Source organism: Pseudomonas baetica (assembly GCF_019733355.1).
GTDB classification, from domain to species: Bacteria; Pseudomonadota; Gammaproteobacteria; order Pseudomonadales; family Pseudomonadaceae; genus Aquipseudomonas; species Aquipseudomonas baetica_A.
Genome location: NZ_JAIHLQ010000012.1, coordinates 138,783 through 158,438, shown reverse-complemented (window position 1 = coordinate 158,438; position 19,656 = coordinate 138,783). Strand labels below are relative to the sequence as shown.

15 protein-coding genes are annotated in these 19,656 nt (G+C 60.1%); 3 read left to right on the top strand and 12 right to left on the bottom strand.

The window, feature by feature from the left end; genetic code table 11:
• Window positions 1-143 precede the first annotated feature (143 nt).
• The 5 genes from K5E40_RS13480 to betI form a co-directional block, all read right to left on the bottom strand.
• On the bottom strand, window positions 144-1,481 hold the full coding sequence (locus tag K5E40_RS13480; protein WP_221731190.1) for a TldD/PmbA family protein: 1,338 nt from the start codon (window positions 1,479-1,481) through the stop codon (window positions 144-146).
• Window positions 1,481-2,923 (bottom strand): TldD/PmbA family protein, encoded by a 1,443-nt coding sequence (locus K5E40_RS13475; protein ID WP_221731189.1) that lies wholly within the window; start codon window positions 2,921-2,923, stop codon window positions 1,481-1,483. Before K5E40_RS13475 ends, K5E40_RS13480 begins: the two co-directional genes overlap by 1 nt.
• A 280-nt stretch (window positions 2,924-3,203) precedes the next feature.
• Window positions 3,204-4,907 carry a choline dehydrogenase gene (gene betA / locus K5E40_RS13470; RefSeq protein WP_221731188.1) on the bottom strand — a complete coding sequence of 568 codons (1,704 nt, stop codon included), beginning with the start codon at window positions 4,905-4,907 and terminating at the stop codon, window positions 3,204-3,206.
• 152 nt (window positions 4,908-5,059) lie between these two features.
• A complete protein-coding gene (gene betB / locus K5E40_RS13465; protein WP_221731187.1) occupies window positions 5,060-6,532 on the bottom strand; it encodes a betaine-aldehyde dehydrogenase in 1,473 nt (490 codons plus the stop codon).
• A gap of 108 nt (window positions 6,533-6,640) precedes the next feature.
• A complete protein-coding gene (gene betI / locus K5E40_RS13460; protein WP_221731186.1) occupies window positions 6,641-7,234 on the bottom strand; it encodes a transcriptional regulator BetI in 594 nt (197 codons plus the stop codon).
• A 484-nt stretch (window positions 7,235-7,718) separates the two neighbouring features.
• Here betI and K5E40_RS13455 point away from each other — a divergent pair, with 484 nt between their 5' ends.
• On the top strand, window positions 7,719-9,659 hold the full coding sequence (locus tag K5E40_RS13455) for a BCCT family transporter (RefSeq protein WP_311775949.1): 1,941 nt from the start codon (window positions 7,719-7,721) through the stop codon (window positions 9,657-9,659).
• A 200-nt stretch (window positions 9,660-9,859) separates the two neighbouring features.
• On the opposite strand, the gene choV is transcribed toward K5E40_RS13455, so the two are convergent.
• From choV to K5E40_RS13440, 3 genes are all read right to left on the bottom strand, one after another.
• Window positions 9,860-11,038 carry a choline ABC transporter ATP-binding protein gene (gene choV / locus K5E40_RS13450; protein ID WP_221731184.1) on the bottom strand — a complete coding sequence of 393 codons (1,179 nt, stop codon included), beginning with the start codon at window positions 11,036-11,038 and terminating at the stop codon, window positions 9,860-9,862.
• Entirely contained in the window at window positions 11,035-11,880 is an 846-nt protein-coding gene (choW, locus tag K5E40_RS13445) for a choline ABC transporter permease subunit (RefSeq protein WP_221731183.1), read from the bottom strand. Before choW ends, choV begins: the two co-directional genes overlap by 4 nt.
• A 66-nt stretch (window positions 11,881-11,946) precedes the next feature.
• Complete coding sequence (locus K5E40_RS13440) at window positions 11,947-12,894, bottom strand: choline ABC transporter substrate-binding protein (protein ID WP_221731182.1); 948 nt, start codon at window positions 12,892-12,894, stop codon at window positions 11,947-11,949.
• A 425-nt stretch (window positions 12,895-13,319) separates the two neighbouring features.
• Between K5E40_RS13440 and K5E40_RS13435 the strand changes: the two genes are divergently transcribed.
• On the top strand, window positions 13,320-14,696 hold the full coding sequence (locus tag K5E40_RS13435; RefSeq protein WP_221731181.1) for an L-serine ammonia-lyase: 1,377 nt from the start codon (window positions 13,320-13,322) through the stop codon (window positions 14,694-14,696).
• Between the two features lie 523 nt (window positions 14,697-15,219).
• On the top strand, window positions 15,220-16,323 hold the full coding sequence (locus K5E40_RS13430; RefSeq protein ID WP_221731180.1) for a GlxA family transcriptional regulator: 1,104 nt from the start codon (window positions 15,220-15,222) through the stop codon (window positions 16,321-16,323).
• 112 nt (window positions 16,324-16,435) lie between these two features.
• On the opposite strand, the gene K5E40_RS13425 is transcribed toward K5E40_RS13430, so the two are convergent.
• From K5E40_RS13425 to K5E40_RS13410, 4 genes are all read right to left on the bottom strand, one after another.
• Window positions 16,436-16,699, bottom strand: a complete 264-nt coding sequence (locus tag K5E40_RS13425) for a hypothetical protein (RefSeq protein WP_221731179.1) — start codon at window positions 16,697-16,699, stop codon at window positions 16,436-16,438.
• A 309-nt stretch (window positions 16,700-17,008) separates the two neighbouring features.
• Entirely contained in the window at window positions 17,009-17,485 is a 477-nt protein-coding gene (locus tag K5E40_RS13420) for a thioesterase family protein (protein WP_221731178.1), read from the bottom strand.
• A gap of 127 nt (window positions 17,486-17,612) precedes the next feature.
• The gene (locus K5E40_RS13415; RefSeq protein ID WP_221731177.1) at window positions 17,613-18,578 is read right to left on the bottom strand and encodes an L-carnitine dehydrogenase; all 966 of its coding nucleotides are present in this window, start codon (window positions 18,576-18,578) and stop codon (window positions 17,613-17,615) included.
• 141 nt (window positions 18,579-18,719) lie between these two features.
• On the bottom strand, window positions 18,720-19,607 hold the full coding sequence (locus K5E40_RS13410; RefSeq protein ID WP_221731176.1) for a 3-keto-5-aminohexanoate cleavage protein: 888 nt from the start codon (window positions 19,605-19,607) through the stop codon (window positions 18,720-18,722).
• Window positions 19,608-19,656 lie beyond the last annotated feature (49 nt).

Here is a 19,656-nt window from a genome sequence, read left to right as displayed (position 1 = left end):
GGATTAATGCGAAACCAGCTTTTGTGGGAACGGGCTTGCTCGCCAATGCGGTGTATCAGTCACCCTCAATATCGACTGACACATCGCATTGGCGAGCAAGCCCGCTCCCACCGTAGATCTCCAGTGTTCTGGGGATCTTTGTCTTACAGGGTCAAGGTCAGTCGGCTCACCAACGCCCCCGGCAACAACGCCGACGAGGTATTGCGCTGGCTGTACGTACTCGACGAGAGCAGCAACTCACGCTCGGCGGTCAACGCTTCCAGTTGCGAACCCAGCAGGTTGTAGGCGCTGTCGTCGAAACGCATGGTGCTGACCGGTGCCTGGATCTCGCCGTTCTCGACCCAGAAGGTCGCGAAGCGTGTCATGCCCGTCATGCGCGCCGCCGGTTGGTCCGAGAAGTTCAGGTACCACAGGTTGCTGATGTACAGCCCTGTGCCCAACTGCTTGAGGATTTCCGCTTGCGGCAGATCACCCGCCGCCATGTTCAGCGCACTCGGCGATTCGCCGCCACTGGCACCGTTGGCGGTCAAACCGTATTCGGCCGCACTGCGCGAACCGACCAACTGATCACCCGCCTTGCCCTCGACAATCAGGCGCAGATCACTGCGCGGATAACCTTCGCCGGAAAACGCCGGGCTCAGCGAGTCGCTGACTTTCTCATCCAGTGACACCAGCGCACTGAACGCCTGATCGCCGACATACAGCTTTTGCAGCGGACTGCTCTTGCTGGCGATCGACTGCGCGGAGAACCCGCCCCAGCTCAGCATGCCCATGATTTCTTCTAGCGCGGCCGGTGCCAGGTAGGCGCGGTACTGCCCCGGCGCCAAGGTGCGTATCGGACGGCCGAGAAACGCCAATTGCTCGCGCGCCTGCTGGAAGCGTTTGGCGAAACCCTCGCGGCTCCAGTCATGCCCGGCGTAGCTGGCCTTCACCGCTTCGCCATTCTCGTGGAACAGGCTGAAGTCGAAGTTGAAACTGTTCGCCTGGTGCCAGCCGAACGCGCCCGAGGAGCTGGCGAAACCACGGCTGATGGGACCGGCGGCGTAGAAGCCGACCAGGTCCAGGCCTTCGGCCGCTGCGCAGATTTGTTCGACCACATGCTCGGTGTCCGGCAGCGGATGCTCCTGCACATGCGTGCTCTGCCAGCCGTTGTGGTTGAGTAGCAAGTACGGATCCTGCGGCAGCAGCGGCAGGGTTTCTCGCAGTTGTTGCAAGCCTTCGGCGAGGCGTTGCAGGTCGGCTTCCTGATCACCGGACAGGGTGATTTGCAGGTCGGCGTGACGACCGTCATTGACCAGCTTCAGCCCGATGTTGGCCTGTTGCACTTGCCCGGCCTGACGCACCTTGGCGTGGTTGAACCGCACGAATGCCGAGGATTCGGCGGCATAGCTGAGGGTGAACTGTTCTGGCTCGCGCACGCTGTCACGCAGCCAATGGACCATCACCTTGAAGGCGTCGGACTGATTCTTCGAAAGGCTCATCAGGCGTCTCCCCCAAACACATCAATGTTGCTGAAAACGCAGGCCGGCGAGGCATGGCCGACGCGGATGACCTGGTTTGGTTCGCCCTTGCCGCAGTTCGGCGTGCCCAGCACCTTGACGGTGTTGGCGTCGCCGACGGCGCGCAGGCTCTTCCAGAAGTGCGCGGAAATCGCCCGGTAGTTGGGGTTTTTCACCACGCCTTTGAGTTCACCGTTTTCGATCAGTTGGCCCCATTCACAGCCGAACTGGAATTTGTTGCGCGCATCGTCAATCGACCACGAACGGTTGGTGCTCATCAGAATGCCGTGCTCGATGCCCTTGATCATTTGCTCAAGTGGCTGGTCGCCCGGCTCGATGTTGAGGTTGGCCATACGGTCGATCGGCGCGCGGTTCCAGCCGCAGGCGCGGCTGTTGGCGACACCGTCCAGGCCCGCGCGGTATTGCGACAGCGCACCGCCCAATGGGCGCAGCAACAGGCCATCGCGAATCAGAAATTGCTTGCTCGCCTGGGTGCCGTCGTCGTCATGGCCGTAGCTGGCGAGCTCTTCGGGAATGCCCGGATCGAACGTCACGTTGAGCAGTTTTGAACCGTATTGCAGGCTGCCGAAGTCGCTCGCTTTGACGAAACTGGTGCCGGCGTAATTGCGCTCATCACCGAGGATGCGATCCAGCTCCAGCGGGTGGCCGATGGATTCGTGGATCTGCAACATCATCTGGTCGGGCATCAGCAGCAGGTCACGCGGGCCTTGCGGGGTGTTCGGTGCGAGCAGCAGTTGCAGCGCCTGATCGGCCACCTGTGGGCCGGCGCCGACCAGCCCGCAACGGCTGATCACGTCGGCGCCGCCCTGTTGGCCGAAGTTCTCGCGACCGAGGCTGCGAGTCTGGCTGTCGTTACCGTCGTAGGCGGTGACGTCCAGGCTTGGGTAGACGAAACGCTGGGCCTGGCGCAGTTCGGCGCCGGCGCTGCTCAGGTAGATCTGCTCGACGAGGGTGATGCCGATGCTCACTTCCCAATTCACCAGGCGCTCATCCTTTGGCACCGAGGCGGACTCCGCGCTGAGCAGCTCAAAGCAGTCGCTCAGGGACGGGAAGGGTTGTTCGAGATTGGGTGAAAAATAATCAGCGCGGTCGCTGGACACCGGTTGATCGCGCAGGTCGAGCAAGGCGTGGGGCTTGAGCCGCCGGGCTTGCTGTTCGGCGCGTTCAAGGGCGGCTTGCAGGCCTTGTTGCGACAGGTCGTTGGTCGCCGCATACGCTTCGACGCCATTGACGCGCACAGTGAGCATTGCCCCTTCGTCGCGGCTCAGGCTCGGCGGTTCGGCAACGTTCTTGCGCACCGACAGGTGCTGGCCGGATTCGCGAACATACCGCAGGGAAAAAAAATCAGCGCCCGTGCGCAAGGCAGCGAAGCGCTGCTTGAGCTGGGGGTGGAAATCGAACATTCGGGAACCTCCTTGTTATGGAGTTGCGGTGCAGCGACGGTGGGGCAGGGGGTGAAACGGTTGCGCGAGGTCTAGAGTAGGCCTGCGTGGGGGTAGGATCAAGTGAAGAGGGGGTGTAGGAGGAATTACTTGAAGTAGAGGGGTTTGCGTGGAATGTGAGGGCCCCATCGCTGGCAAGCCAGGCTCCCACAGGTTTTTTGCTGAACACGATAGGTGTGAACGACGCAAAACCCTGTGGGAGCTGGCTTGCCAGCGATTAGCCGTGACGCGGTGTTATGTCTTACTGAGCAACAGGCGTGATATCACGCATCGGCTTGCCCTTAACCGGCGCATCGCCCGCTACATAGTAGGCGGCGGTGCTACGCGGCAATGGCTTGCGACCACGGATCTTGTCGGCGATTTTCTCGGCCATCATGATCGTCGGCGCGTTCAGGTTACCGGTGGTGATGATCGGCATGATCGAAGCATCGACCACACGCAGGCTCTGCATGCCGTGCACGCGACCTTCGCCATCGACCACAGCCATTTCGTCGGTGCCCATCTTGCACGAGCAGGACGGGTGGAACGCGGTTTCAGCGTGCTCGCGGATGAACTTGTCCAACTGCTCATCGGTTTGCACGTCGATGCCCGGGCTGATTTCGCGGCCACGGTATTGGTCCAGTGCCGGTTGCTGCATGATTTCGCGGGTCAGGCGGATGCCGTCACGGAATTCCTGCCAGTCCTGCTCGGTGGCCATGTAGTTGAACAGGATGCTCGGGTGCTGGCGCGGGTCTTTCGACTTGGCCTGAACGCGACCACGGCTTGGCGAACGCATGGAACCCATGTGCGCCTGGAAACCGTGCTCTTTCACACCGTTGCTGCCGTTGTAGTTAATGGCGACCGGCAGGAAGTGGTACTGAATGTTTGGCCATTCGAATTCCGGACGCGAACGGATGAAACCGCCGGCCTCGAACTGGTTGCTGGCGCCGATGCCGGTGCCGTTGAACAGCCACTCGGCACCGATGGCTGGCTGGTTGTACCAGAGCAGTGACGGGTACAGCGAAACCGGTTGGGTGCATGCGTATTGCAGGTACAGCTCCAGGTGATCCTGCAGGTTCTCGCCCACGCCCGGCAGATCGTGTACGACCGGGATGTCGAGGCTTTCCAGCAGTTTCGCCGGGCCTACGCCGGAACGTTGCAGAATCTGTGGCGAAGCAATGGCGCCGGAGCACAGCAGCACTTCTTTGCGCGCTTTGGCTTCAACACGCTCTTCAGCGTCGCCCACCAGGTAACGTACGCCAACGGCACGCTTGCCATCGAACAGAATCTTGTCGGTCAGGGCGTGGGTGACGATGGTCAGGGTCGAACGCTGTTTAGCGGTGTCGAGGTAGCCTCGGGCGGTGGAAGCACGACGGCCGTTCGGCGTCACGGTGCGGTCCATCGGGCCGAAACCTTCCTGCTGGTAACCGTTCAAGTCTTCGGTACGCGGGTAACCGGCCTGCACGCCCGCTTCAACCATGGCGTGGAACAGTGGGTTGTTGCCCGCCTTCGGCGTGGTCACGCTGACCGGGCCTTCGCCACCGTGGTAGTCGTTCGGGCCGATATCCCTGGTTTCTGCTTTTCTGAAATAGGGCAGGCAATCCAGGTACGACCAGTCCTCAAGACCTGGCAGTTTCGACCAGCCATCGTAGTCCATCGCGTTGCCACGGATGTAGCACATGCCGTTGATCAGCGAAGAACCGCCGAGGCCTTTGCCGCGACCGCATTCCATCCGGCGACCGTCCATGTGTGGCTCTGGATCGGTTTCGTACGCCCAGTTGTAGCGACGGCCTTGCAGCGGGAATGCCAGAGCGGCAGGCATTTGCGTACGGAAGTCTAAACGGTAGTCCGGGCCGCCCGCTTCAAGCAGCAGAACGGTGACGCCTTCGTCTTCAGTCAGACGGGTCGCCAGGGTGTTACCGGCCGAGCCGGCACCGATGATGATGTAATCGAATTCTTGGGACATTGAATGCACCCTCTTTAGATGTGGTCAGGTCAGGCCTGACGAGCGCTTCGCACTCGATTTGCGAGCAAGCCCGCTCCCTCCTTGGAATGTGGGCTCCGGTGGGAGCGGGCTTGCTCGCGAAGGCGGCTTCGCGAGCAATACAAGACTCGGTCTTAGAACACCGAGACGTAATCGCCCAGCTCGACCTGTACCGATTTGATACGAGTGAAGTTGTTCAGCGAGCTGATGCCATTCTCACGGCCCACGCCCGACTGCTTGTAACCGCCCACCGGCATTTTTGCGTCGGACTCGCCCCAGGCGTTGATCCAGCAAATACCGGCTTCCAGTTGATGAATCACGCGGTGAGCGCGGTTCAGGTCTTTGGTGACGACACCGGCAGCCAGGCCGAAGTCGGTGTCGTTGGCGCGGCGGATCACTTCTTCTTCGGTTTCGTAGGAGAGGATCGCCATGACCGGGCCAAAGATTTCTTCACGCACGATGGTCATGTCGTCGGTGCAGTCGGTGAACACGGTTGGGGCAACAAACGCGCCTTTGGCGAATTCGCCGTCGGTCAGACGCTCGCCGCCGCACAGGACGCGGGCACCTTCTTCTTTGCCCTTGGCGATGTAGCTGAGCACGCTTTCCATGTGCGGGAAGCTGACCAGCGGGCCGAAGTTGGTGTTTTCGTCTTCCGGGTTGCCGATGCGGATGCGCGCAACGCGCTCAAGGATCTTGGCTTCGAAAGCGGCTTTGAGGTGGCTCGGTACGAACACGCGAGTGCCGTTGGTGCAGACCTGACCGGAGCTGTAGAAGTTGGCCATCATCGCGGTGTCGGCAGCGCGATCCAGATCGGCGTCGTCGAAGATGATCAGCGGGGATTTGCCGCCCAGTTCCATGGTCACGTCTTTGAGCGAGGATGCCGAAGCGCTGGCCATTACTTTTTTGCCAGTGTCGGTGCCGCCAGTGAACGAGATTTTCTCGATGCGCGGGTGCTCGGTCAGCCAGGTGCCGACTTCGCGGCCGCTGCCGGTCAGAACGTTGAACACGCCATTCGGCACGCCGGCTTCGGTGTAGATCTCGGCCAGTTTCAGGGTGGTCAGCGAGGTCACTTCGCTTGGCTTGAAGATCATCGCGTTACCGGCCGCCAGGGCTGGAGCGGATTTCCACAGCGCGATCTGGATCGGGTAGTTCCACGCGCCGATACCGGCCACAACGCCCAGCGGCTCGCGACGGGTGTAGACGAAAGAAGTGTCACGCAGCGGGATCTGCTCGCCTTCGATGGCGGGTACCAAGCCTGCGTAGTATTCCAGCACGTCGGCGCCGGTGACGATGTCGACGTACTTGGTTTCGGAGAAAGCTTTACCAGTGTCCAGGGTTTCCAGTGCGGCCAGCTCATCGTTGCGCTCACGCAGGATGTCGACGGCACGACGCAGGATGCGCGAACGCTCCATGGCGGTCATCGCGGCCCAGATTTTCTGGCCCTTTTCGGCGCTGACCACAGCGCGCTCGACGTCTTCCTTGGTCGCACGTTGCACTTGTGCGAGAACTTCGCCGTTAGCCGGGTTGATGGCTTCGAAGGTGGCATCGCTGCCGGCGTCGGAATACGCGCCATCGATGTAGAGTTTTTGCAGTTCGAAACGGGCCATAGTGTCCTCGCAAGTGCATTGGTGGTTGGCGTTGGTCACCGGGTGAGCCATGTAGCTGTGGCATCACTGGTCGGTGACAGTTCAGGGGTCGAGCGTTTTATGTGTGCTCTAACTCACCTGCTTGGCCAATTGGATATCCATGTATTCGTAAGCGATCTGTTGCGCCTGCGCCGTGTCGAAAGCGTCTCCTGACAGCGCGCCGCGCAACCACAAACCGTCAATCAACGCTGCCAGTCCTCGCGCGGCACTGCGCGCTTCTTCGAGCGGCAACACACGGCGAAACTCGCAGCACAGGTTGGAATACAGACGGTGATCGTTGATCCGCTGCAACCTGTGCAAAGACGGCTGATGCATGCTGGTGGCCCAAAAGGCCAGCCAGGTTTTCATTGCCGGGCCATTGACCTGGCTGGCGTCGAAGTTGCCTTCGATGATCACCTGCAGATGCGCCCGAGGGCTGCTGTCTGTCAACGCCTGACGGCGTGCGGTGACGTTCTCGCTGAGGACGTTCATCAGATACCGCATCGTGGCGGCAATCAGGCCGTTCTTGTCCTGAAAGTAATGACTGATGATGCCATTCGAGACACCGGCCAAACGGGCGATCAGCGCAATGCTGGCGTCCCCCATTCCGACCTGATCGACCGCCTGCAATGTGGCTTCGATCAGTTGTTGGCGGCGGATGGGTTGCATACCGACCTTGGGCATCTTGCACATCTCCTTAGGCCTTCCGACGGGCGAATAACGCCTATCGGATTGAGGGCCAGTCTATTTTGTTTTGATTGAACGTTCAATCAACAAAGAATAAGATCTGCGACAAATCGTCGCTGCCTACAGATTTTTCCTACATGTAAGTGGCGATAAAACTGACACCCCAAAAAGCTCGAAACCTGCGCGGGGCATGGCGCGGTTCGCGGTTCGATGGACGTGTTGAAAGGGCAAGACGCTCAGGGCCAGGTTTCGGATGAACGTCCGGACTTTCGGCCACGAAAGCGATTCGCAACGCCATTTCGGCAGGTTCGGGCTTTTTTCGGGGTGTCTTTATATCACCCGCCGGTCGGCTGGCAACTAACCGATTGGTCGGGTGCCGTGTTGCCTTGTGTTCTTCTCTCGCACTGCCTGGAGCATTTGTGCCATGAGTTCTGCCTCGCTTATAAAGACCCCGCCCGAGAAGGTGACGGTCAACGGTTGGGTGTTCTACACCTCTACCGCGTTGATTCTGTTGTTGACCGCCATTCTGATCATCGCCCCGCAAGAGGCCGGCAGAGTGTTGGGTGTGGCTCAGGAGTGGTTGTCGCGCAGCTTCGGCTGGTACTACATGGTGGTGATCGCCGCTTACCTGGTGTTTGTGGTGGGCCTGGCGTTCTCCTCCTACGGAAAACTCAAACTGGGCAGCAAGGACGACACCCCGGACTTCAGTTACGGCGCTTGGGCGGGGATGCTGTTCTCGTCGGGTATCGGTATTTCGCTGCTGTATTTCGGCGCGTCCGAGCCGCTGGATCACTACTTCAATCCGCTGGAAGGCGTGGCCGCCACCAACATGGCGGCGCGTCAGGCGGTGCAACTGACGTTCCTGCACTGGGGCCTGCACGGCTGGGCGATCTATGCATTGGTCGGCCTGGCCGTGGCTTACTTTGCCTACCGTCATAACCAACCGCTGGCCCTGCGTTCGGCGCTGTATCCGTTGGTCGGCGAGCGTTGGGTCAAAGGCGCGGCCGGTCACGCGGTGGACGGCTTCGGCATGTTCGTGACCCTGCTGGGCCTGGTGACGAACCTGGGGATTGGTTCGCTGCAAGTGTCCTCGGGCCTTGAAAACCTGTTCGGCATGGAACACAGCAACACTAACCTGCTGATCGTGATCATCGTGATGAGCACCGTGGCGACCATCGCTGCCGTGTCCGGTGTGGAAAACGGTATCCGTCGTCTGTCCAACCTGAACATCGTGCTGTTCAGCGGTCTGCTGATTTTCGTCCTGCTGTTCGGCCCGACGTTGCACTTGCTCAACGGCTTTGTGCAGAACATCGGCGACTACCTCAACGGCGCGGTGCTGAAGACGTTCGACCTGTACGTCTATGAAGGCGACAGCGCCAAGTCTGACCGCTGGTTGGGCCTGTGGACGCTGTTCTACTGGGCCTGGTGGATTTCCTGGGCGCCATTTGTAGGCATGTTCATCGCGCGTATCTCCCGTGGGCGTACCGTGCGTGAACTGGTCGCCGGCGTGCTCCTGATTCCGCTGGGCTTCACGCTGGCCTGGCTGTCGATCTTCGGCAACTCGGCGCTGGATCTGGTGATGAACCATGGGGCGGTTGAGCTCGGGAAGACGGCGCTGGAACAGCCGTCGATGGCGATCTATCAATTGCTTGAGCACTATCCGGCGTCGAAAATCGTCATCGGTGTGTCGATCTTCGTTGGTTTCGTGCTGTTCCTGACCCCGGCCGACTCTGGTGCGGTGATGATGGCCAACCTGTCCTGCAAGGGCGGCAACGTCGATGAAGATGCGCCGCATTGGCTGCGGATCTTCTGGTCGGTGGTGATCACTCTGGTGACCGTCGGTCTGCTGTTCGCCGGTAACTTCGAAGCCATGCAAACGATGGTGGTGCTGGCCGGTCTGCCGTTCTCGGTGGTGCTGGTGTTCTTCATGTTCGGCCTGCACAAGGCAATGCGTCAGGACGTGCTGATCGAAGAGGAGCAAGCGCAACTGGCCGAACGTGGTCGTCGGGGTTTCAGCGAGCGTCTGACTCAGCTGGACCTGCAACCGAGCCAGTCGGTGGTGCAGCGTTTCATGGACAAGCAAGTCAGCCCTGCGCTGGAAAACGCTGCTGCGCAAATGCGTGCTCAGGGGCTGGAAGTGCAAACGCTGCTGGGTAAATCCAAGCGCTGCATGGGCGTGCGCATCGAGATGGAAGAGAGCAACCCTTTCGTTTACGAAGTGAGTCTGGACGGTTACCTCGCAACCCCTACCGAATCGGTGGCGTCTGAAGAGGCACGTCAGCGTTTCTACCGCGCCGAGGTGTATCTGCAAAGCGGCAGCCAGGATTACGACCTGATGGGCTTCACGCAGGATCAGATCACGCGGGATGTGCTCGATCAGTTTGAAAGCCATCGGCAGCTCCTTGGCCGGGTGTACAGCTAAACAGCAAGTGGCGTGGTGTTTCTGTCTGAAGCACCGCGTCGCCTTCTTCGCGAGCAGGCTCGCTCCCACATTGGCATGCATTTCAACTGTGGGAGCGGGCTTGCTCGCGAAAGGGCCATCAGCCACAACACGGTTTGACCTGACTCCCTGATAAACAAAAACGCCGCGATCCTCTCGCGGCGTTTTTGTGTCCGGGATTATTACCCCAGGTTCTTGCCCAGCAACGCGTGATACAACTCGCTGTCACCGAGAATCCCTACGACCTGATTGTTATCGTGCAGCACCAGTTTGTTGCCCGTCTGATAACGAATCTGCAAGGCGTCACGCATGCCGATATTGGAGTCCACCAGCGTCGGTTTGCGCTCCAGCGCTTCAACCGCTTGCCCCGGTGCCCAGTTCTGCAGGTTGAGTGTCGAGCCGTTCTGCCGCGCGCCTTTGATGGTGTTGCCCTCGGCCAGATCCAGCCACGAGTCGTCGCCCGGGTCCAGGCACACCGAACCGTTGATGCGTTTGCAGTTATCCAGCGTGCGCATCAGGCTGCGCCCGCACAGCACGTTGAGCGGATTGGTGTGCGCCACGAAGGTACGCACATAGTCATCCGCCGGGTTCAGCACGATCTCTTCCGGCACGCTGTACTGGACGATGCGACCGTCCTTCATGATCGCGATGCGGCTGCCCAGTTTCAGCGCCTCATCGAGGTCGTGGCTGACGAAGACGATGGTCTTGTTCAACTTGCGTTGCAGTTCCAGCAGTTCATCCTGCAGGCCTTGGCGGATCAGCGGGTCGAGTGCCGAAAACGGTTCGTCCATCAGCAGAATGTCGGCGTCCATCGCCAGTGCACGAGCAAGGCCGACGCGCTGCTGCATGCCGCCGGAGAGTTCGTCAGGCCTCTTGTTGCGCCATTGGGTCAAACCTACCAGTTCCAGTTTTTCGTCGACCAGTTTCCTGCGTTCCTTTTCCGGTCGGCCCTGCATTTCCAGACCAAAGCTGATGTTCTCGCGAACCGTCAGCCACGGCATCAGTGCGAACTTCTGGAACACCATGGCGATGCGTTTGGTGCGCATCATTTTCAGTTCGGCGGGGGTGCAGGATGCGATATCGATCTGACGGTTTTCGTGCTCGACGAACAGCTTGCCGCGGCTCACGGTGTTGAGGCCGTTGATGCAACGCAGCAGGCTCGACTTGCCGGAGCCGGACAGGCCCATCAGCACGCAGATTTCGCCTTTGTTGATGTCGAGGCTGGCCTTTTCCACGCCGACGATCTGCCCGGTCTTTTTCAGGATCTCGTTGCGGGTCATGCCCTCATCCAGCAGCTTGAGTGCCTCGCGCGGGTCCTTGGAGAAAATTACGTCGACGTCTTCGAAGCGAATGATGCTCATGCGTCACCCCCTGCTTTGGCTTCGGGCTGTTTGCAGATACGGTCGAGCATGATCGCCAGCAGTACGATCGCCAGGCCTGCTTCGAAGCCCAGGGCGATATCAGCAGTGTTCAGTGCGTTGACCACCGGTTTGCCGAGTCCGTCGGCGCCTACCAGTGCAGCGATCACCACCATCGACAGCGACAGCATGATGCACTGGGTGATGCCGGCAGCGATGCTCGGCATGGCGTGAGGCAGTTCAATCCGTGAAAGCAATTGGCGACGCGAGCAGCCGAAGGCCTTGCCGGCGTCCATCAGTTCTTGCGGGACATCGCGGATGCCCAGGTAGGTCAGGCGGATCGGCGCAGCGATGGCGAATACCACCGTGGAGATCAGGCCCGGCACCACACCCAGCCCGAAGAGGGTCAGGGTAGGAATGAGGTAAACGAAGGTGGGTACGGTCTGCATCAGATCGAGAACCGGACGCATCAATGTGTAGAACATCGGTTTGTGCGCGGCGACGATACCCAACGGCACGCCGATGACCACGCAGACCAGGGTCGCGAACATGACCTGGGCGAGGGTTTCCATGGTTTCCTGCCAGTACCCCAGATTGAGGATCAGCAGGAAGGACGCAATCACAAAAGCAGTCAGTCCCCATTTGCGCTGGATGAAATGGGCGAGCACGGCGATGAGGCCGATCAAGACAAAAGGGTTGAACCAGGTGAGCGCAAACGTCACGCCGTGGATCATCGTTTCCAGTGTCACGGCGATTGCGTCGAATGTATTGGCGCCGTGGTCGGTCAACCATTCAACGAAACCCGCGATGTACTGGCCTAAAGGTATTTTCTGATCAATCAGCATGGTAGTGAACGTCCGCATGCAAGGAATAAACAGTCCGGGCGAGCGCACTCGCCCGGCATAAGGCGGTTACTGCGCGAGCTTGGCTTTCACGGCCGCAAGGCCTGGTTTACCGTCAATGGTGGTCACGCCAGCGAGCCAGGTATCGAGCACCTGTGGGTTCTTTTTCAGCCAGGCTTTGGCTGCTGCTTCGGGCTTCATCTTGTCGTCGAGGACATTGCCCATCAGCTCACTTTCCATGTCGACGGTGAACTCCAGGTTCTTCAGCAACTGGCCGACATTGCTGCACTCTTCGACATAGCCCTTGCGGGTGTTGGTGGCCACGGTGGCGGCGCCGAAATCCGGGCCGAAGAAGTCATCGCCCCCGGTCAGGTATTGAATGTGAAAGCGTTTGTTCATCGGATGGGGTGCCCAGCCCAGGAACACGACAGAGGTGTCACGTCTCTGGGCGCGGTCGACCTGCGACAGCATCCCCGCTTCGCTGGATTCCACGACTTTGAAACCGGCGTCTTTCAGGCCGAAAGCGTTTTTGTCGATCATGCTCTGGATCAGACGGTTGCCGTCGTTGCCTGGCTCGATGCCGTAGATCTTGCCGTCGAGTTCTTTCTTGAATTTGGCGATGTCGGCAAAGTCATGCAGACCTTTGTCGTACAGGGCTTGCGGCACAGCGAGGGTGTATTTGGCGCCCTTGAGGTTGGTGCGCACGACGTCCACGGTACCGGCATCGCGGTAGGCCTTGATGTCGTTTTCCATGGTCGGCATCCAGTTGCCGAGGAAAATGTCCATGTTCTTGCCGTCGGCCAGGGACTTGTAGGTCACCGGTACGGAAATCATGGTGGTCTTGGTTTTATACCCCAGTGCGTCGAGTACGACGCTGGTGGTGGCGGTTGTCACGGTGATATCGGTCCAGCCGACATCGGAGAAGTTGACGGTGCTGCATTGTTCCGGTTCTGAAGCCTGGGCCAGAAGAGGAAGACTGAGCATGGCGGCCAACAACAACGAGGGGGAACCTTTCATGGGGGGACTCCTGAGTGTTTTTTGGGCGGTGTTCCGACGGGATACCCGCACTTATGAATGTTGCGGTCGGTAGGTGCGTGAAACGTGTTCTGACACGCAGCCTTGCAATCAAGTCGTAAATGATCATGTACCAGTGCATATCGGACGCCTACAGGTAGGGTCGCATCCAGTACAGGCGTGGTCGCATCTAGTGTCGGTAACGTCGCTTACAGCTTTTTTCCACCCATTGGCGGCTCCCTGGGCCACCAAAAAGCGAGTGGATAGAGCCTCACCGACACACGGCGTTAGTGGACAAGACTACGTCGGTGTCAGACGTCAACCTTACGGCAAAAACCGGAAGATGTGGGAATACCGGCGTCAAGCGTAGCTGCTGCGCCGCCCGGCGCAGCCGTGTCGGGACGTGTTTGAACTTGAGATATTCGCCCATGGCAATCAGCGTTTTCGACCTGTTTAAAATCGGCATTGGCCCTTCCAGTTCCCATACTGTGGGCCCGATGCGCGCCGCTGCTCTGTTCGTGCAAAGCCTGCGAGAAAAGGCCCTGCTCGATGACGTTCGGCGTGTCGAAGTTCAGCTTTATGGATCGCTGTCGGCCACGGGTATCGGCCATGGCAGCGACAACGCGGTGATCATGGGATTGATGGGCGAATGGCCTGATGCAATCGATCCCGCACAGATTGGCCCGCGCATCCAGGCGCTACGCGAAACCGATACGCTCTTGCTGGACGGTCGCCTGACGGTGCCCTTTGTCTGGGCCCGGGACATGCGTCTGATCGAAGAGAACCTGCCTTTCCACCCCAATGCCATGACGCTGATCGCCGAAGGTGATGGCGCTACCCTGCATCGCGACACCTATTACTCGGTCGGTGGCGGCTTTGTCGTGGATGAGGCGCAAGCCTGCAGCGGTGTGGTGGATCTGGATCGCACCGAACTGCCCTATGACTTCTCCAGTGCCGTGGAGTTGTTGGCGCTGTGCAAGCAACACAACTTGCGCGTCGCCGACTTGATGATGGCCAACGAAAAGGTCTGGCGCAGCGAAGAGGAAATCCGCGCCGGGCTGATGAAACTCTGGCGAGCGATGCAAGATTGCGTCGAACAAGGCCTCAAGCACGAAGGCATCCTGCCCGGGGGATTGAATGTGCGTCGGCGTGCGGCGAAGTTGCATCGCAGCCTGCAGGAATTGAACAAGCCCAACGTGATCGGCTCGACGCTGAGCGCGATGGAGTGGGTCAACCTGTTCGCCCTTGCCGTGAATGAAGAGAACGCGGCGGGCGGGCGCATGGTCACGGCGCCGACCAACGGTGCGGCGGGGATCATTCCGGCGGTGCTGCACTACTTTATGAAGTTCAGCGAAGCGGTCACCGACGCCAACGTGGTCGACTACTTTCTGGCGGCGGCGGCGGTGGGGATTCTGTGCAAGAAGAATGCGTCGATTTCCGGTGCCGAAGTCGGTTGTCAGGGCGAGGTCGGGTCGGCCTGCGCGATGGCGGCGGCGGGGCTGGCGGAGATTCTTGGCGCTTCGCCTGAGCAATTGTGCAACGCGGCGGAAATCGGCCTGGAACATAACCTCGGTTTGACCTGCGATCCGGTGGGCGGCCTCGTCCAGGTGCCATGCATCGAGCGCAATGCGATTGCGGCGGTGAAGGCGATCAACGCCGCGCAAATGGCGTTGCGTGGCGATGGTCAGCACTTCATCTCGCTGGACCGGGTGATCCGCACCATGCGTGATACCGGTGCCGACATGCATGACAAATATAAAGAGACCTCGCGCGGTGGTTTGGCGGTCAGTGCGGTTGAGTGCTGAATCAGTGACACCGAGGTGAGTTCTTCGCGAGCAGGCTCGCTCCCACAGGAGCATGCATTCCAAATGTGGGAGCGAGCCTGCTCGCGAAGGGGCCAGACCAGTCAAAACTGCTCGCTAAGTGAACACGCATAATTCAAGACGCCACCTTTTAGCGCGTCGCAATCAGATAAGAGTCTTTCCCACCTGTAACAGGCAATCAGCACACCCTACCGTCCGTCACCTGTGCCTGTGGTGACACTCCTTGCCAACGGCGCGCAGCCCCGTTCCCACAAGTGATACCGATCTGCTCACAGGCAACGGGGCAGAGCTTTCACCCTCGCTGATGGCACTTCAAAACACCTATCGTCTGACGTCTCATATAGACACGTCGTGACGTCGTTTTCAGGAGTTATTGAACGGCCATTCAATTTTAGGCATGGCAATTGCTCTGTCATAACAAAGCCCGTCTCCCACTCGAGAGCGTCGGCAAAAACAAGAGCCTCCGCCTGAGGCCTTCACCCGCTTTGTGTGAGGAGATACCGCGATGACGTCGTTCAACTCAGGGGCTCAACCCCAGAACCGTGCGCCTCAATCCATCGGCTTTCTGCTGCTGGACAATTTCACGCTGATTTCCCTGGCCTCTGCGGTTGAGCCGCTGCGCATGGCCAACCAATTGTCCGGTCGTGAACTGTTTCGCTGGAGCACCCTCACCGTCGATGGCGGCCAGGTGTGGGCCAGTGACGGTCTGCAAATCACGCCCGACGCCTCGATGCACAAAGCGCCTCCTCTGGACACCGTGATTGTTTGTGGCGGTGTCGGTATCCAGCGCACCGTGACCCGTGAACACGTCTCCTGGCTGCAAAGCCAGGCACGTCAGTCGCGTCGTCTGGGTGCCGTATGCACCGGCAGTTGGGCCTTGGCATGCGCCGGGCTGCTCGACGGTTTCGATTGCAGCGTGCACTGGGAATGCCTGGCGGCAATGCAGGAAGCTTTCCCGCGTGTAGCCATGAGCACTCGCTTGTTCACCCTCGACCGCAACCGCTTCACCAGCTCCGGCGGCACCGCGCCGCTGGACATGATGCTGCACCTGATCAGCCGCGATCACGGCCGTGAACTGTCCGCCGCGATCTCGGAAATGTTCGTCTATGAGCGCATCCGCAACGAACAGGATCACCAGCGCGTGCCGCTCAAGCACATGCTCGGCACCAACCAGCCGAAGCTGCAGGAAATCGTCGCGCTGATGGAGGCCAACCTTGAGGAACCGATCGACCTCGACGAGCTGGCGGTGTATGTCGCCGTGTCCCGTCGTCAGCTCGAGCGGTTGTTCCAGAAATACCTGCACTGCTCGCCGTCGCGTTACTACCTCAAGCTGCGTTTGATTCGTGCCCGGCAACTGCTCAAGCAGACGCCGATGTCGATCATCGAAGTGGCTTCGGTGTGTGGTTTCGTCTCAACGCCGCACTTCTCCAAGTGCTACCGCGAATACTTCGGCATTCCGCCGCGTGACGAGCGCGTCGGCTCCAACACCACCCAGCAGGTGGCGATGATGCAGTTGCCGCAGGCGATGGTGCTGTCGCCGCTGTCGGGGCCGATGTCGGCGTTGAGTCAGGCGCGCAATGAGTCGACGTTTGCCAGCGTAAGGCTGTAAACCGAGCCATCGTTCTTCGCCAGCAGGCGAGCTCCCACAGGATGGATGTCGATCACAAAAATGTGGTCAGACACAAAAACTGTGGGAGCCAGCCTGCTGGCGATTGGCTTGTTCAGGCGCTGTGGGTCTGTTGGTAGTGCGCCAATGCCGGCAACAACTGTTTATCGATCGCCTGGCGCACAGCGGGCTGGATGCTGGCACCGCTGGTGTACATATCCTTGACCATTTTGCGCAATTCGAATGCCCGAGCATCGTCCAGACCCAGCACTGCGAATTCACATGCCTGCTCGGCTGTCGAGCCGATCGGCACCTGTAATCCCAATGCCTTGAGCTGTCCCAACAGGTCTTCCTGATCGATCAAATCGGCAAACATCATGAGGCGAATCCTTCTTCAGCAACGGAGGTCGTCACTCGATTCTGGTAGGCAAGGGGAGGGACGGCAAGGGCGATTTGTTGCAGTGGCTGCTACGACTATGAACGGGTCGTTTTCGGCTAACTCGTTGTCAAAGGGAGTGGGCAAACTGGCTTCAGCTTGCAACACGACGGTTTGGTCACCCTCGCACGGCAGCTCCTCAACAGTACCCTCAGCCCCGATCCTGTCACGGCTTGTATCGGGGCTTTTTTTGCCTGTCCGTCAGCGAAACCGATCTGCGCAGCAAACACTCATCTCGCTTGATAGTGGGTTTTACCGGGCCGGTGGCAGGGCGATGACGCGGCCGAGGTAAGCCGGAGCGGGCAGGTCGGCCTGCTCGGCGACGATGGCTTGCAGGTGGCTTTGGGTATCTGCGCTGAACGGTGCCGAGCGCGGGCCGGCGAGGTCGACGTGGAGCAACATTTGCTCGTTGCCGGCCAGCTCCTGGTCTTCACCGACTTTATGCAGGCTGTGATAGAGATGCAGACGTTTGCTGTCGTGACCGATGATTTGCGTGCGTACTTCGACGTCGGTGTCGAGCTTCACTTCGTGCAGGTAATTGAGGTGAAGTTCCAGGGTGAACAACGAGTGGCCGCTGGCTTCGCGGTGGTTGCTGTCCATGCCGAGGCGGTCCATCAGGGCGTCGGTGGCGTAGCTGAAGATCAGCAGGTAGAAGGCGTCGCGAAGGTGGCCGTTGTAGTCGACCCAGTCGGGGATGATGCGGGTTTGGTAGGTGGTGAGGGTGGGCATGGTGTCAGATCCAACATTGATAGTGGCTGGGCTGCCGTCTTCGCGAGCAAACCCGCTCCCACATGGGAATGCGGTCATCTGTGGGAGCGGGCTTGCTCGCGAAGGGGCCGGAACTGTTGAGCAAGGATTATTCGCTGAAACTCATTCCATGCTTCTCCTTGGTAGTCCTCACCGCCTCCAGCACCGCCAGCAGGCAATCATCACGATAGCGCTCCAGTGCCGAAATGCTGCGCTCGCCAAGCTGCTCGCGGGTGCCGTCGACCACGTCATCGATCAATTTTTCGGTCAGCTCCGGTGCCGGCAGGTACGTCCACGGCAACTGCAACGCCGGGCCGAACTGCGACATGAAGTGGCGCATCCCGGCATCGCCACCGGCCAACGTATAAGTCAAAAACGTGCCCATGAACGACCAGCGCAAACCGGCGCCAAAACGAATCGCGTCATCGATCTCGCCGGTGGTCGCCACACCATCGTTGACTAGGTGCAGCGCCTCGCGCCACAGCGCTTCGAGCAAACGGTCGGCGATGAACCCCGGCACTTCCTTGCGCACATGCAACGGGCGCATGCCGAGGGATTCGTAGACGTTCATTGCCGCCTGCACGGCCTCGGGCGAGGTGTGTTTGCCGCCGACCACTTCCACCAACGGCAACAGGTAAACCGGGTTGAACGGGTGGCCCACCACGCAGCGCTCCGGGTGGGTCGAGCTCTCGTAGAACTCACTGGGCAGCAGGCCCGAGGTACTGGAGCCGATCAACGCGTTGGGCTTGGCCGCTGCGCTGATTTTGCTGTGCAACTCCAGTTTCAGTTCCAGCCGTTCCGGGGCGCTTTCCTGAATGAAATCGGCATCGCGCACGCATTCTTCGATGGTCGCGACAAAGCGCAGACGATCCTGCGACGCGCCCGGCGCCAGGCCGTTTTTCTCCAGCGCACCCCAGGCATTGGCCACGCGTTTGCGCAGCGCCGCTTCAGCGCCGGGCGCCGGATCCCAGGCCACGACATCGAGGCCGTGGGCGAGGGCGCGGGCGACCCAGCCGCTGCCGATAACACCGCTGCCCAGGGCGGCGAAGGTTTTGATTTCGGTGATAAAGCTCATGGTCACATCCTGAATAATTCGTAGAAACCTGTGGGCGCGGGCTTGCTCGCGAAGAGGCCGGTACAGCCGACGCATCGTTATGGGCAGAGCCATCGCCTTCGCGAGCAAGCCCGCTCCCACAGGGGGGAAATGAGTGATGATTTATCCGCGCTGGGTCAGGCCCATTTTTTTCCGGCCCTCGGCCGGGGTCAGGACCCGGGCGCCTAAGCGGCTGAGTATCTCGGTGGCGCGTTCGACCAGTTGACCGTTGGTCGCCAGCACGCCTTTGTCCAGCCACAGGTTGTCTTCCAGCCCGACCCGCACGTTGCCACCCAGCAGCACCGCTTGCGCGGCCATTGGCATCTGCATCCGGCCGATACCAAACCCAGCCCACACCGCGTCCGCCGGCAGGTTGTCGACCATGGCTTTCATGGTGGTGGTGTCGGCCGGCGCGCCCCACGGAATGCCCAGGCATAGCTGGAACAGCGGGTTATCGAGCAAACCTTCCTTGATCATCTGTTTGGCGAACCACAGGTGACCGGTGTCGAAAATTTCCAGCTCCGCTTTCACGCCCAACTCGGTGATGCGTTTGGCGCCGGCGCGCAGTTGTGCCGGGGTGGAGACATAAATGGTGTCGCCGTCGCCGAAGTTCAGGGTGCCGCAATCGAGGGTGCAGATTTCCGGCAGCAGCTCTTCAACGTGAGCCAGGCGAGTCAGCGGGCCAACCAGATCGGTGTTCGGGCCGAACTCCATCGGCTTCTCGCCCGCGCCGATTTCCAGGTCGCCACCCATGCCGGCGGTGAGATTGACGATGATGTCGACGTCCGCCTCGCGGATGCGCTCCATCACTTCGCGGTACAGCGCCACGTCGCGGCTGAATTTGCCGGTCTGCGGATCGCGGACGTGACAGTGCACAACGGTGGCGCCGGCCTTGGCCGCTTCCACGGCGGCGGCAGCAATCTGTTTCGGGGTGACCGGTACGTGGGGGCTCCTGGCGGTCGTGTCGCCAGCACCGGTGAGTGCGCAGGTGATGATGACGTCGTGGTTCATGAGGCGGTTTCCTTCAGGCGTGATGGGGCTGTTCGCAGCCCTTTGCGGG